This window comes from Pseudomonas sp. LA5 (genome assembly GCF_028640825.1).
GTDB classification, from domain to species: domain Bacteria; phylum Pseudomonadota; class Gammaproteobacteria; order Pseudomonadales; family Pseudomonadaceae; genus Chryseomonas; species Chryseomonas aestiva.
The window spans coordinates 138,815-152,675 of the sequence record NZ_JAQYZY010000049.1; the positions used below are offsets into that span (position 1 = coordinate 138,815).

12 protein-coding genes are annotated in these 13,861 nt (G+C 66.4%); 6 read left to right on the plus strand and 6 right to left on the minus strand.

Annotated features, from left to right (window positions below; all coding sequences use genetic code 11):
- Nucleotides 1–178 precede the first annotated feature (178 nt).
- Nucleotides 179–1,567 carry a GABA permease gene (gene gabP / locus PVZ72_RS17445; RefSeq protein ID WP_133860392.1) on the minus strand — a complete coding sequence of 463 codons (1,389 nt, stop codon included), beginning with the start codon at nt 1,565–1,567 and terminating at the stop codon, nt 179–181.
- Nucleotides 1,568–2,130: 563 nt separating this feature from the next.
- On the opposite strand from gabP, the gene PVZ72_RS17450 reads away from it, so the two are divergent.
- Genes PVZ72_RS17450 through PVZ72_RS17460 form a run of 3 tightly spaced genes read left to right on the plus strand, consistent with a single transcriptional unit; the run spans nt 2,131 to nt 6,004 of the window.
- Nucleotides 2,131–2,862 (plus strand): gluconate 2-dehydrogenase subunit 3 family protein, encoded by a 732-nt coding sequence (locus PVZ72_RS17450; protein ID WP_273862583.1) that lies wholly within the window; start codon nt 2,131–2,133, stop codon nt 2,860–2,862.
- The gene (locus PVZ72_RS17455) at nt 2,862–4,649 is read left to right on the plus strand and encodes a GMC family oxidoreductase (protein ID WP_273862584.1); all 1,788 of its coding nucleotides are present in this window, start codon (nt 2,862–2,864) and stop codon (nt 4,647–4,649) included. The genes PVZ72_RS17450 and PVZ72_RS17455 overlap by 1 nt, the downstream gene beginning before the upstream one ends.
- A gap of 11 nt (nt 4,650–4,660) precedes the next feature.
- Nucleotides 4,661–6,004: a c-type cytochrome gene (locus tag PVZ72_RS17460; protein WP_273862585.1), complete on the plus strand. Its 1,344-nt coding sequence runs from the start codon at nt 4,661–4,663 to the stop codon at nt 6,002–6,004.
- A gap of 8 nt (nt 6,005–6,012) precedes the next feature.
- Here the strand turns inward: PVZ72_RS17460 and PVZ72_RS17465 are convergent, their stop codons facing one another.
- Nucleotides 6,013–6,927 (minus strand): LysR family transcriptional regulator, encoded by a 915-nt coding sequence (locus tag PVZ72_RS17465; protein WP_273862586.1) that lies wholly within the window; start codon nt 6,925–6,927, stop codon nt 6,013–6,015.
- A gap of 102 nt (nt 6,928–7,029) precedes the next feature.
- Between PVZ72_RS17465 and PVZ72_RS17470 the strand changes: the two genes are divergently transcribed.
- The 3 genes from PVZ72_RS17470 to gpmA all read left to right on the plus strand — a co-directional run bounded on the left by PVZ72_RS17470 (nt 7,030) and on the right by gpmA (nt 9,483).
- A complete protein-coding gene (locus tag PVZ72_RS17470) occupies nt 7,030–8,019 on the plus strand; it encodes an aldo/keto reductase (protein WP_273862587.1) in 990 nt (329 codons plus the stop codon).
- Between the two features lie 361 nt (nt 8,020–8,380).
- Nucleotides 8,381–8,608, plus strand: coding sequence for a hypothetical protein (locus PVZ72_RS17475; protein WP_059316634.1), 228 nt, complete (start codon nt 8,381–8,383; stop codon nt 8,606–8,608).
- A 128-nt stretch (nt 8,609–8,736) separates the two neighbouring features.
- Nucleotides 8,737–9,483, plus strand: a complete 747-nt coding sequence (gpmA, locus tag PVZ72_RS17480; RefSeq protein ID WP_044341142.1) for a 2,3-diphosphoglycerate-dependent phosphoglycerate mutase — start codon at nt 8,737–8,739, stop codon at nt 9,481–9,483.
- 144 nt (nt 9,484–9,627) lie between these two features.
- On the opposite strand, the gene PVZ72_RS17485 is transcribed toward gpmA, so the two are convergent.
- The 4 genes from PVZ72_RS17485 to PVZ72_RS17500 all read right to left on the minus strand — a co-directional run bounded on the left by PVZ72_RS17485 (nt 9,628) and on the right by PVZ72_RS17500 (nt 13,704).
- A complete protein-coding gene (locus PVZ72_RS17485) occupies nt 9,628–10,617 on the minus strand; it encodes a YihY/virulence factor BrkB family protein (RefSeq protein ID WP_273862588.1) in 990 nt (329 codons plus the stop codon).
- A gap of 126 nt (nt 10,618–10,743) precedes the next feature.
- Complete coding sequence (locus PVZ72_RS17490) at nt 10,744–11,586, minus strand: glycosyltransferase family 2 protein (RefSeq protein ID WP_273862589.1); 843 nt, start codon at nt 11,584–11,586, stop codon at nt 10,744–10,746.
- Nucleotides 11,583–12,620 carry a hypothetical protein gene (locus tag PVZ72_RS17495; RefSeq protein ID WP_273862590.1) on the minus strand — a complete coding sequence of 346 codons (1,038 nt, stop codon included), beginning with the start codon at nt 12,618–12,620 and terminating at the stop codon, nt 11,583–11,585. Before PVZ72_RS17495 ends, PVZ72_RS17490 begins: the two co-directional genes overlap by 4 nt.
- 7 nt (nt 12,621–12,627) lie before the next feature.
- Nucleotides 12,628–13,704 carry a glycosyltransferase gene (locus tag PVZ72_RS17500; RefSeq protein WP_273862591.1) on the minus strand — a complete coding sequence of 359 codons (1,077 nt, stop codon included), beginning with the start codon at nt 13,702–13,704 and terminating at the stop codon, nt 12,628–12,630.
- Nucleotides 13,705–13,861: the final 157 nt, after the last annotated feature.

Consider the following 13,861-nt stretch of genomic DNA (forward strand, 5'->3'; position numbering starts at 1 on the left):
GCAAAATTTGGTTACCAGAGGGAACATCGCGGGAATCTGAGCTGTACAGTTGGCCTTTAGCCAACAAAACAGGAGTGCTGTTCTACCTGTTACCGCGCCCGCTGTCCAGCCTGAAAAAGCCTCAGTGCTCCAGAAAGGAGCGCTCCCGACGCCTGGCGACGTCGGAAGCCTCTCGCGATCAACGTGCGGCAGCAGCCAGGCTCGGCGTGGCAGGCTGGCGACGGCCGACCCAGGTGCCGATGGCCACGACCACCAGTGCCAGCAGACCGGTCGCCAGGATCTCGAAGCGATGGGCTTCGCTGAACAGCATCACGGTCAGGGCGCCGACGATGAAGACGATCACCGCCCAGGTCAGCCATGGGAACAGCCACATGCGGAATTCCAGCTGCTCGCCACGGGCCATCAGCTTGCGTCTCAGGCGCAGCTGGGTCACGGCAATGACCAGGTAAACCAGCAGGGCGACGGCACCGGAGGTGGACAGCAGGAAGCTGAACACCGCCTCGGGCATGGTGTAGTTGGCAATGGTGGTGAGGAAGCCCACGGCGGTACTGGCCAGCACCGCAGCTCGCGGTACACCGCTGCTGGAGGCCCGACCCAGCTTGGCCGGGGCATCGCCACGGCGAGCCAGCGAATAGAGCATGCGCGACGCGGTATAGAGCGCCGAGTTCAGGCAGCTGGCCACGGCGACCAGCACCACGCAGTCGACGATCAGCTTGGCGTTGGGGATCGACAGGATCTCCAGGGCACGCTGATAGGAACCCACCAGCGGCAGCTGGGCATCGTTCCAGGGCACCATGGACACCACCAGGAAGATGGAGACCAGATAGAACAGCGCGATCCGCCAGATCACCGAGTTGGTGGCCCTGCTGATCTGCCGCGACGGGTCTTTGGACTCGGCGGCGGCGATGGTGACGATCTCGGTCCCCATGAAGCTGAACATGGTGGTCAGCAGGGCACCCAGCACCGCGCCGAAGCCATTGGGCATGAAGCCGCCGGTATGGGCCATCAGGTTGCTCAGGCCACTGACCTCGCGACCCGGCAGGGCCCCGACCAGGGCCGCCGCGCCCAGGGCGATGAAGGCGACGATGGCGATGACCTTGAGCAGGGCGAACCAGAATTCGAACTCGCCGTACTTGGCGACGCTGAACAGGTTGGTCACGGTCAGGATGCCGGTGATGATCAGGGCGAACTGCCAGGTGGCGATCGCCGGGAACCAGGCACTGAGGATGGCCGCGGCGGCCACCGCCTCCAGCGGAATCACCAGCACCCAGAACCACCAGTACAGCCAGCCGATGGTGAAGCCGGCCCAGCGACCGATGCCCTGCTGCGCATAAGAGGAAAAGGAACCGGTATCGGGCGAGGCGACGGCCATTTCACCCAGCATGCGCATGACCAGCACCACCAGGGTACCGGCCAGGGCATAGGCCAGCAGTACGGCCGGGCCGGCCGCGGCGATGGCATGACCGGAGCCGACGAACAGGCCGGCACCGATCACCCCGGCGATGGACAACATGGTCACATGGCGCGGTTTGAGCGCCGGAGAGAGGCTGCATTCTACGTTGGACATAAGGTGTTACCTGACAACGGAAAGCCTCCCAAGTGCAACTTGCGCGCCATCCCTGCTGAAATCGGCACAAATCGAACTCAAAGAGTGCAATGCCTCGCGGAAAGCGGCGAAAAAGCGGCGCTCCAGCGAGCTATCGCGCTAACCATCTGATGTGCAAAGTGATTTCTTTTAAGTGCACAAGACCGTTTGGCTTGCTTCGTTAGGTATCACCTTGTGCAACTTGCACCCTTATGGTGCTTGCAAAGGTGGAACCTTAGGTAACTCAGGCAAGATCTGAGCGCCAGCAACCTGGTCCACGCGGTCGGAAATGCCACCCACGACGGCGAGATCGCCATGCCTGGAGCGTCGCGACCGGTTCTCGCCACACCAAGCTCACCCGAGGCCGCGCCCCAGGCGCTTTTCCCTTCGCGACGGGAGCGAGGGAACTTGCCGGGCCGCGTGGCCTCTGCACAGCTGCGACAAAATGTAACCGCGGCCGGTAGATGTTGATAATATTCCAACATATTAGCTAGCTAACCATAAGCCCTGAGTTTTCACGTCGGGCACCTGATGAGACCCTGACCATGTCCGCAGACGATTCCGTCCCGGCCCGCCGCGACTTCCTGCGCAAGTCCCTGAGCCTGATTCCCGTGGTCGCCCTGGCGGGCGGTGCTCCCTCGGGCCTGGCTCTCGCCGCGCCCACTCCGGAAAGCAAGCCGGGCAGCAGTCCGCGCGCCGACCACTATCAACCGGTGTTCTTCAACGCCGAGGAATGGGCCTTCGTGCGGGCCGCGGTGGCCCGGCTGATTCCGGCGGACGAACTCGGCCCGGGCGCGCTGGAAGCCGGTGCGCCGGAATTCATCGACCGACAGATGCAGACCGCCTATGCCCGCGGCGGCCTCTGGTACATGCAGGGTCCCTTCGCCGTCGATGCCGCACCGGAGATGGGCTACCAGAGTCGCCTGGTACCCCAGGACCTCTATCGCCTGGGCATCGCCGCGGTGGATCGCTGGACCCGTCAGCAGCACGGCAAGGTCTTCGCCGAGCTGGCACCCGCCGACCAGGACGTGGCCCTCAAGGCCCTGGAAAGCGATGACGCCGCGCTCGAGGGCGTGCCGGCCAAGCTGTTCTTCGCCCAGCTGCTGCAGAACACCAAGGAAGGCTTCTATTGCGATCCGCTGCATGGCGGCAACAAGCAGCTGGTCGGCTGGAAGCTGGTGAATTTCCCCGGCGCCCGCGCCGACTTCATGGACTGGGTGGAGCGCGACGAGCGCTATCCGCTGCCGCCGGTCTCCATTCGCGGGGAGCGCGGTTGATGGCCAAGGTATTGCCCAGCAAGCATGTAGTGATCGTCGGCTTCGGCTGGACCGGCGCCATCATGGCCAAGGAACTGACCGAGGCCGGTCTGGACGTGGTAGCCCTGGAACGCGGCAGCTACCGCGACACCTATCCCGACGGCTCCTACCCCCAGGTGATCGACGAACTCACCTACAGCATCCGCAAGAAGCTGTTCGTCGATGTCTCCAAGGAAACCGTCACCATCCGCCACAGCGTCAATGATGTCGCCCTGCCCAACCGCCAGCTCGGTGTCTTCCTGCCCGGCGATGGCGTGGGCGGCGCCGGCCTGCACTGGTCGGGGGTGCACTTCCGCGTCGATCCGGTGGAACTGCGCCTGCGCAGTCACTATGAAGAGCGCTACGGCAAGAAATTCATCCCCGACGGCATGACCATCCAGGACTTCGGCGTCAGCTACGGCGAGCTGGAGCCCTACTTCGACTTCGCCGAAAAGGTCTTTGGCACCTCGGGCACCGCCTGGAGCGTCAAGGGCCAGGTCGTAGGCGACGGCAAGGGCGGTAACCCCTATGCCGCGGATCGCTCCAGCGACTTCCCGCTGCCGGCGCAAAAGAACACCGTCTCGGCGCAACTGTTCGAGAAGGCCGCGCGGGACGTGGGTTATCACCCCTACAACCTGCCCTCGGCCAACACCTCGGGGCCCTACACCAACCCCTATGGGTGTCAGATGGGCCCCTGCAACTTCTGCGGCTACTGCAGCGGCTACGTCTGCTACATGTATTCCAAGGCCTCGCCGAATCTCAACATCCTGCCGGCGCTCAAGCAGGAGCCGCGCTTCGAATTGCGCAGCCAGGCCCATGTGCTGCGGGTGAACCTGGACAGCACCGGCAAGAAGGCCACCGGGGTGACCTACCTGGACGCCCAGGGCCAGGAGCTGGAACAGCCGGCCGACATCGTCATCCTCGCCGCCTTCCAGTTCAACAACGTGCGCCTCATGCTGCTGTCGGGCATTGGCCAGCCCTATGATCCCAGGACCGGCGAGGGCGTGGTCGGGCGCAATTTCGCCTACCAGAACATGGCCACCATCAAGGCCTTCTTCCGCCAGGACCAGCACCACACCAATCCCTTCATCGGCGCCGGCGGCAATGGCGTGGCGGTGGACGACTTCAACGCCGACAACTTCGACCACGGCCCCCACGGCTTCGTCGGCGGCTCGCCGATGTGGGTCAACCAGGCCGGCACCCGGCCCATCGCCGGGGCAGCCAATCCGCCCGGCACGCCGCAGTGGGGCAGTGCCTGGAAAAAGGCCCAGGCCGGTTACTACAACCATCAGCTTTCGATGGACGCCCACGGTGCGCACCAGTCCTATCGCGACAACTACCTGGACCTGGACCCCACCTACCGTGACGCCTATGGCCAGCCGCTGCTGCGCATGACCTTCGACTGGAAGGACAACGACATCCGCATGACCCGCTTCATGGCGGCCAAGATGAAGAAGATCGCCGAGGCCATGAGCCCCGAGCACATCAGCGTCTCGGTCAAGGAGTTCGGCGGGCACTTCAACACCGCCAGCTACCAGACCACCCACCTCAACGGCGGCGCCATCATGGGTACCGATCCCAAGACCAGCGCGGTCAATCGCTACCTGCAGAGCTGGGACGTGCACAACGTCTTCGTGCCGGGCGCCTCGGCCTTTCCCCAGGGTCTGGGCTACAACCCCACCGGCCTGGTGGCGGCCCTGACCTACTGGTCGGCGCGGGCCATCCGCGAGCAGTACCTGAAGAATCCCGGCCCCCTGGTGCAGGCATGAGAGGCGCGCCCATGATCCTCCGTACCCTAGCGACCCTGCTGCTGGGCGCCGGTCTGGCCATGACGGCCCAGGCCGCCGAAGATCCTGACCCGGCGCTGGTCAAGAAAGGCGAATACCTGGCCCGGGCTGGCGACTGCGTGGCCTGCCACACGGCGCCGGGCGGCCAGCCCTTCGCCGGTGGTCTGCCCATGCAGACGCCCATCGGCACCCTCTATTCCACCAACATCACCCCGGATCGGCAGACCGGCATCGGCGCCTACAGCTATGCCGACTTCGATGCAGCCATTCGCGAGGGTATAGCCAAGGAGGGTCATACCCTCTATCCGGCCATGCCCTACCCCTCCTATGCCCGGGTCAGCGAGGGCGACATGCGCGCCCTCTATGCCTACTTCATGCACGGCGTGACGCCGGTCGAGCAGGCCAATCGCGATAGCGACATCCCCTGGCCGCTGTCCATGCGCTGGCCCCTGGCGATCTGGCGCCAGCTGTTCGCGCCCGAGGTGGTGCAATTCCAGCCCGCGCCGGACCAGGATCCGGTGGTGGCGCGTGGTGCCTATCTGGTGGAAGGCCTCGGCCACTGTGGCGCCTGCCACACGCCACGCGCCTTCACCATGCAGGAAAAGGCCCTCTCCCCTGCCGATGGCAAGGATTTCCTGGCCGGCAGCGCACCCCTGGAAGGCTGGATCGCCAAGAATCTGCGCGGCGACCAGCGCGACGGCCTGGGTCGCTGGAGCGAAGCGCAGCTGGTGCAATTCCTCAAGACCGGGCGCTCCGCCGACAGCGCCGTGTTCGGCGGCATGACCGAGGTGGTGCAGCACAGCCTGCAGTACCTGAGCGACGCCGACCTGCAGGCCATCGCCCGGTACCTCAAGACCTTGCCAGCCAGGGATCCGCACGATGCGCCCTTTCAGGCCGACGGGCGTGCCGCCGCGGCGCTCTGGCGCGGCGATGACAGTGCCCGGGGCGCCCAGGTCTATGTGGACAACTGCGCCGCCTGCCACCGCACCGATGGCCAGGGTTACGACCGGGTATTCCCGGCGCTGGCCGGCAATCCGGTGCTGCGTACGGCCGATGCCAGTTCGCTGATCAACATCGTGCTCAAGGGCGGCACCCTGCCCGGCCTGCACACCGCGCCCTCGATGATCGTCATGCCGCCCTTCGGCTGGCGCCTGAACGATGCCCAGGTGGCCGACGTGGTCAGCTTCATCCGCGCCAGCTGGGGCAACGACGCCGCCCCGGTCAGCGCCGCCGAGGTCGCCAAGTGGCGTACCGACGATACGCGCACCACCTCCGGGGACGATCTCGGCCAGGCCTTCGGTCATGGTCAGCCAGAGCCGCGCGAAGCGGGTAAATAGCGTTCGCTTCAGCGGCGCAGCCAGGCCGGATCCACGGCGGCGAACACCTCCTGCAGCCACTCGACCCAGGCGCGTACCCGCGGCGAGGTCTGGCTGGCCAGGGGGTAGACCGCCGCCAGCGGCAAGTCCGGCGGTGGCTGGTCGGGCAGGACTTCGCACAGCCGGCCGGCCGCCAGATCCGCCGCCACGTGATAGCGCGGCGCCTGGATCAGGCCCAGCCCGGCCAGGGCGGCACCGACATAGACGTCGGCGCCGCTGAGGGTCAGGCGTCCGGGCTGATCCAGGCAGTGCAGCTCACCCTCGTGCCGGAATTCGAAGGGCAGCCGACGACCGCTGCGCTGGGAGCGGTAGTGCACCAGCTGGTGCTGGGCGAGATCCGCCAGGCTGTCCGGCCGGCCCTGGTGCGCCAGGTAGTCCGGACTGGCACAGGTCACCTGCACCAACTCGCCGAGCGCCTGGTCGGCCAGGCCTTCGTCGAGCAGGGGTCCGCTGCGCAGCACGCAGTCGATGCCCTCGCCGATCACGTCCACCGGTCGATCGTCGGCGCTGACGACCAGCTCCAGTTCGGGATAGCGGCGACAGAAGTCCGGCAGCGCCGGTATCACCAGCGCCCGCCCCAGGGCCCCGGGCAGATCGACGCGCAGCCGACCGCGTGGCTGACGCCGCCGCTGGCTGAAGGCGCCTTCGATGTCATCCAGCTCGGCCAGCCAGCCGACGCAGCGCTCGTAGTAGGCGGCGCCGTCCAGGGTCGGACTGACCCGCCGGGTGGTGCGATGCAGCAGCGTCACGCCCAGATGGGCTTCCAGCTGCTGCACCAGCAGGGTCGCCATTGCGGGTGACAGGCCAAGATCGGCGGCCGCCCGGCTGAAGGAGCGGCGCTCGACGATCCGCACGAAGCCGCGCATGGCTGCCAATCGGTCCAAGATTCTTCAATCCCATCGAATACTGCCTGTCTCGATAGCAGCTTTGTTGACGCCCTTTCAATAGCGAGACTGAGCCGGTCTTTCACGAACGGAGCGTACGTCATGCTGCAACGACAACTGGGCCGCGATGGCCCGCAGGTATCCGCAATGGGGCTGGGCTGCATGGGCATGAGCGAGTTCTATGGCGCCACCGACGAGAGCGAGGCCCTGGCCACCCTGGACCTGGCCCTGGAACGCGGCGTGACCCTGCTGGATACCGCCGATGCCTATGGCCCTCATCACAACGAGGAATTGCTGGGCCGAGCCCTGCGCGGACGCCGCGAGCAGGTATTCCTGGCCAGCAAGTTCGGTCTGGTGCGCAGCGAAGATCCTGATACCCGTGGGGTGAATGGCCGGCCCGACTACGTGCGTCAGGCGGTGGAGGGCAGTCTGCGCCGGCTGGGCATCGAGCATCTCGATCTCTACTACCAGCACCGGGTCGATCCCGAGGTGCCGATCGAAGACACGGTGGGCGCCATGGCCGAGCTGGTGCAGGCCGGCAAGGTGCGCTACCTGGGGCTGAGCGAGGCCTCCAGCGCGACCCTGATCCGCGCCCAGCAGGTCCATCCCATCGCGGCCCTGCAGAGCGAGTTTTCGCTCTGGTCACGCGATCCCCAGGAACACGGCGTGCTCGCCACCTGCCGCGAACTGGGAGTCGCCCTGGTGGCCTACAGCCCGCTCGGCCGCGGTTTTCTCACCGGCGCCCTGAAATCACCGGAGGATTTCGCCGCGGATGACTATCGCCGCCTGAGTCCGCGCTTCCAGGGCGAGAATTTCCAGCGCAATCTGGCGTTGGTGGAACAGGTACGCGCCCTGGCCGGCGCCAAGGGCGTCACGCCCGGCCAGCTGGCCCTGGCCTGGGTGCTGGCCCAGGGCGAGGACATCATCCCTATCCCCGGCACGCGCCAGCGGCGTTATCTGCAGGAGAATCTTGCCGCGCTCGACGTGCAGTTGAGCGCAGCCGAGGGCGCCGAATTGGCTCGGCTGTTTACCCCGGAACAGGTGGCCGGTACGCGCTATCCCGCCGCCTGGATGCAGCTCGTCGAGCGCTAGTGACCATCAAGCCCGTCGCCGACCGACGGGCTTGCACGGCTGGCATCGATCCTGCTAGCTTGATCGGGTTAGTACCAAGCTGACCCCAATCGCTGGACGCCTTTCCGCTCGTTGTAGCAGCGTGAAACAAGCGTCACCCAGATCAAACCGATCCCTCGATTGCTCAGGATCTGCCGCCCTGGCCTCTGAATCTCGTGCCCGGCCGGTTGCCTGCCTTCCCAAGTACTTACCTGCATGCCTGGGCATCTTGCCCACACGCTGCCTTCCTCCAGCCAGAGATTCAGCCGTCGGCCGTTATGGGTACGAGGTTGCTGGAGTTATTTCACCGCGCCGACTGAGCGTGGGTCCCAAGGATAGACAGATGAACATTCAAAATCAGGCCATCGCGGCCATGCAACACCTTCAAGCGGCCTTTGCACCGTTCCAATGCATCACCACCCCGGCTTCGCGCAAGGGCGGTTTCAGCTTTACCGTGGTCGACGAGCGCGGTGTCGCCTGTCGCAGCGAGCGTCTCTATCCCGAGCAGTACAACGCTGCGGCCGGGCTGGAACGCGTCATCGAACGTACCCGTCGCGCCCTGGTGGCCTGAAGCGCCACACGAGTGCCGGACGCATCACGGTTTCCGTGATGCCCATGCCGGCAGCCTCCATCTGCGGTATGTTTGGCACAGCTTCGCGTAGGCGTGAGCCAAACAATGAATCCCAAGATGGAGGTCGCATGTCGCAAGTCGTATTCATCCGCCATGGCCAGTCGGCGTGGAACCTGGAAAACCGCTTCAGTGGCTGGGCGGATGTGGATCTGACCGAACAGGGGATCCGCGAGGCCCACGAAGGCGGCCAGGCGCTCAAGGACGCCGGCTTCCTCTTTGACGTGGCCCATGTCTCGGTGCTCAAGCGCGCCGTGCGGACCCTCTGGCACGTGCAGGAAGGCATGGACCAGATGTGGCTGCCGGTGGTGAGCGACTGGCGCCTCAATGAGCGTCACTATGGTGGCCTGACCGGCCTCAACAAGTCAGAGACCGCGGCCAAGTACGGCGAAGAGCAGGTACTGGTCTGGCGCCGCAGCTACGACGTGCCGCCGCCCGAGCAGAGCGTCGAGGAGCAGCAGGCCCTGGCCGCCGATCCGCGCTATGCCGGTCTGTCGCTGGATCAGGTGCCGCGCACCGAATGCCTCAAGGATTGCGTCGAGCGCGTGCTGCCCTACTGGAACGAAGTCCTGGCCCCGGCCATCCGCAGTGGCCAGCGCGTGCTGGTGGTCGCCCATGGCAACTCCATGCGTGCCCTGATCAAGTACCTGGACAATATCTCCGACAGCGACATCGTCAGCCTCAACATCCCCAACGGCGTGCCGCTGGTGTACGAGTTCGACGAGAATCTCAAGCCCACCAAGCACTACTACCTGGCCGACCCGGACGAGGTCGCTGCCAAAATGGCCGCGGTGGCCAATCAGGGCAAGGCGAAGTAAGGCGTTTTCGTCCTGCTTCGATCGCGGCCATGGCCGCGATAGTCCGAAAACCCAGACCCGTAGCGTGGAAAATCGCTTGGCGTTTTCCACAAGCAGGGTCGCTGGTGAACGGTGGACAAGGCTGGCGCCGATATCCACCGTACCTCAGGTGCGACCGTTCGGTCGTTGCACCACCCGGGCTTCACCCAGGACGCCTTCATGCTGGGCGCCCTCGTCCTGCCCCGCCTGAATCTCTTCGTCGGCTTCCACGCCCCCATCGCCTGGCGTCTTCTCGCCCTTTTCCTTGCCGTCGTCGCTGTGGTGTTCGATCACCGCATTGATCTCCGCGCCGAACAGCAGCACCGCTGAAGACAGATAGAAGTACAGCAACAGCACGATGATGGCGCCGATGCTGCCGTAGGTGGCGTTGTAGTTGGCGAAGTTCTGCACATAGTAGCCAAAGCCCAGGGATGCCAGGATCCAGACCACCACCGCCAGCACCGAGCCGGGGGTGATGAAGCGGAAGCTCTGCTTCACGTCCGGGGTGACGTAGTAGAGCGCCGCCACGGCGATCATCAGCAGGGCCACCGCCAGTGGCCAGCGGATCAGCGCCCAGAGGGTCACCATGTAGTCCTCCAGCCCCACGTAGGCAGCCAGCCAGTTCATCACCTGGGGCCCGAGCACCATCAACGCCGCAGCGCTGAGCAGGATTCCGGCGAGGCCGATGGTGTGCAGCACCGACAGCGGAATGCGCTTCCAGGCCGGACGGCTTTCCACCACGTCATAGGCGCTGTTCATGGCGGTCATCAGCGAGCGGAAGCCACCGGACGCGGACCAGAGCGCGACAATGATACTGAAGGACAGCAGGCCGCCCTTCTGCGTCTGCAACTGGTCGATGATGGGATTGACCGTATCCAGGGCGGTGGGCGGCAGCAGGTAGGCGGCCTGTTCGCGCAGGAAGGTGAAGAAGTCCGGCAGGTGCAGGAAGCCGATCAGGGCGATCAGGAACAGCAGGAAGGGAAACAGCGAAAACAGCATCTGGTAGGCCAGTGCCGCTGCATAGGTGGGCATGTCGTCGGCCACGAATTCCTGGACGGCACGCTTGATGAGGGTGAACGGCGAAACGCCGCGCAGGCTGAAGGCAAACAAGGACATGACGGCTCCTGACGAACGTTCCTCACGAAGGATTCCTGGGGCGGACCTGCCCGGCCCGCACCCGGCGGCTTTGCAGGTCCGCCCTACCTTCAGAGTGGCAGCAGCCGGGTTGGTTGCGCCCTGACGTCAGAAGCCGGAACCCGAGGCATCCCGGCAGGCGGCGATCTCGGCGGCCGTGGGCATCCTGAGTTCCTCTATCCCGCGGCTTTCATCGAAACGGATGAAGCCGGCGGCGGCGAATTCGCGTAGCCAGCCATCCATGGGCCACAGCCCCCAGCGCGCCTGGAAGCGCCGGGCGTTCTCCAGGATGCTGGCGAAATGATTGAGCGGTGGGTGATAGGTCGGATGGTACTGATGGAAAGCGCGCGCCTCGACCTGATAGACGGGCACCCCCGCCTCGCGGGCGCGAAAGGCGAAGTCGGTGTCCTCGCCGCCATAGCCGCGATAACCCTCGTCGAAGCCGCCGATGCGACCGAAGGTGGCGCGGGTACAGGCGAAGTTGAGCGACCAGAACAGCGGATGGGGAATCGCCTCGCCCGGTGGACGCTCCCGGTGCAGGGGATGGACGACACCGCTGGCGAGCAGCTCCTCCGGCGTCCAGTCGCCTTCCGCGATTCCAGCCGGCAGGTAGTGGACGAAGCCCTGGTGCAGGGCCTCGGGGCGCGTGGTCAGCGCCTGGCGATAGGCATCGAGCAATCCGGGCGCGGGGATGCAGTCCACGTCGAGAAACACCAGGTCCTCGCCTGGTGCGGCGGCTACGGCGGCATTGCGCGCGGCGGCCAGGGGCAGGATGCCGTCGCCTGCCACGCCAAGCACCTGAATTGGAAAGCCTGGGCTGTGCAGCGCACGCGGCGGCTCGTTCATCTGCACCACCACCAGGGCCGCCGGAGGCGTCGGCGCCAATTCCAGCCCACGGATGAGATTGGCCAGTTGCCGCTCGCGACCTTTGACCAGGGTCAGGACGATCATGCCAGCACCTCCTGGGCGACCTGCCGAATACAGGCAGCGGCGCGCTGGGCACCCGCGCCGTCGCTTACTGCCATCCAGCCCTCGGGATCGAGCCCGCGGGTCCTGGCCAGCAGTTCCGGCCAGGCGTCGTCGGCGGGCCAGCTTTCGCAGGTGATCGCCAGGCCCTGCGCGGCCAGCAGGCGCCCGGTGGACAGTTGCTCGTCGAAGGGCCGGGCATCCGGCAGACAGAGGAAACGACAGCGCAGGTCGGCCAGTTCCGCCACCAGGCTGTCACCCGCCGAGCCGACCACCAGCTCGGCGCGGGTCAGCCAGGGTGCGGGATCGGCGACGCTGCCCAGGAAGCTCAGATTGGCCGGCGCCTCGGTCGCGTCGTCCAGCACCGGACCCAGTACCGTCCAGCGCCAGTCGGGACAGGCCCGGGCCGCCGCGACCAGCCGCGCGCGACCGAAAGCGGTGCCGCCATGGCCGGCGATGACGGTGACCGTGCCGGGCTCGCGGAGGCGGTCGGGTTGCGGCCCGGCATAGCGCGACAGGCTGCCGGCATAGCAGGTCTTGGCCCGCCAGGAAGCCGGGGTGGCAGGCTCTTCCAGGCATTGCGGATAGGGCGCCAGCAGGCGACTGGCACTGGCGTAGGCCAGTTCGTGGGCGGCATCGAAGCGACTGCCGCGCTGGCGCAGGTAGATTGTCGGCACGCCGCACAGCCGGGCCAGCAGGGCCACCTCCACCGAGACGTCGACCACCAGCAGGCAGGGCCAGGCGCGGCGGAACCAGTCCACCAGCAGGCCCATGCGCTCGCGCAACCCTGCCACGCCGAGTGGCGCATAGTGCAGGCAGGCGAAGGCTTCGCCTTCGACGCCAGGGGCCACGTCGGGCGGCAGCGGACAGAGCCGGACGTTGGGCAGCGCCACCTGCTCGGGCAGGCGACTGCCGAACAGGGTCAAAGGGCCGTCGAAAGCAGCGGCGATGGCCAGGGCGCGGGTCACGTGGCCGGCGCCATGATGGTGGGCGTAGTAACCGATGTTCAGCTCAGTCACGGGCGGTCTAGCCACGGGCCACCCGGCCGGCGGCGACATCGGCGAGCAGGCGCTCGTAGCGGTCGATCATCAGCCGGTGGCTCCACTGCGCCTCGGCCCGCGCCCGGCAGGCGTCACGGGACAGCGACAGGGCTTCGCGCAGGGCCGCCGCCAGGGCCGGCACATCGCCCGGCGGGGCCAGGGCACCGGTCTCGGCGGTGAGCAGTTCCGGCAGGGCACCGCGGGCAAAGGCGGCGACCGGCGTGCCGCAGGCCAGGGCCTCGGCGACGATCAGGCCGAAGGGTTCGTCCCAGCAGGGCGTGACCAGGCACGCACGGGCCTGGGCGACTTCGACCGCCAGGGCGGTACGGTCCAGGTGCCCGAGGTAGACGGCCTGCTCGCCCAGGCGCGGCGCGATCTCCTGGCGGAAATAGCGCTCGTCGGTGGCCTGGCCGGCCAGGCGCAGGGGTACGCCGGCCTCGCGCGCGGAATCCAGCGCCAGGTGCGGCCCCTTGTCCGGCACCAGGCGGCCGAACCAGAGGGCATGGTCGCCGATCGGCGTAGCGCGCGGGCGCCAGGCGTCGAGGTCGATGCCGTTGGGAATCACGTGGCAGGCCGGCGCCAGATGCGCCCAGTTGTCGGCATTGGCCTGGGAGACGGTGCAGTAGTGGCCGCCACCGCGCTTGTGCAATTCGCCGATGGCGTTGATCAGTTCGAAGAACGGCGGGGTGTGCAGCACCGTGAGCATGGGCGTGCGGATCAGCCCTGACATGGTCACCGGGACATAGTGCAGGGCATTGTTGAAGATGACGTCGAAGCCATGGCCATCGATGCGCTGCAGGCAGTCGAGATAGCCGTGGTGCTCGTCGAGGTACTCGGAGCTGAGCACGTTGCGCTTGCGCCGGCAGCCGTCCGTGCCGTAGTTGCCGTCGTCGAGGATGGGCACCACCTCCAGCTCTGGCGCCGAGGCCGAACTGGCGAACAGCGTCACCGCGTGGCCACGCTCGCGCAGTTGCAGGGTGATGTCGTAGGTGAAGGCTTCGAGACCACCGGCGAAGGGCTGGCGTACCGGGTGTTTCACGTGGGTGAGAATGCCTATGCGCATGGAACCGTCCGCCTGCTGTTGCCTGTCATCCCACCGTCCTTATCGCGAGCCGCTGGTTGATAGGAGTCTCAGCGACGGGAATTGGTTGTGCGCTTCGTCGTGAAAGCCGCGCGGCGGGCAAACCTCCGAAGCGGACCAGGGGTCAGCTCTCCTGGAC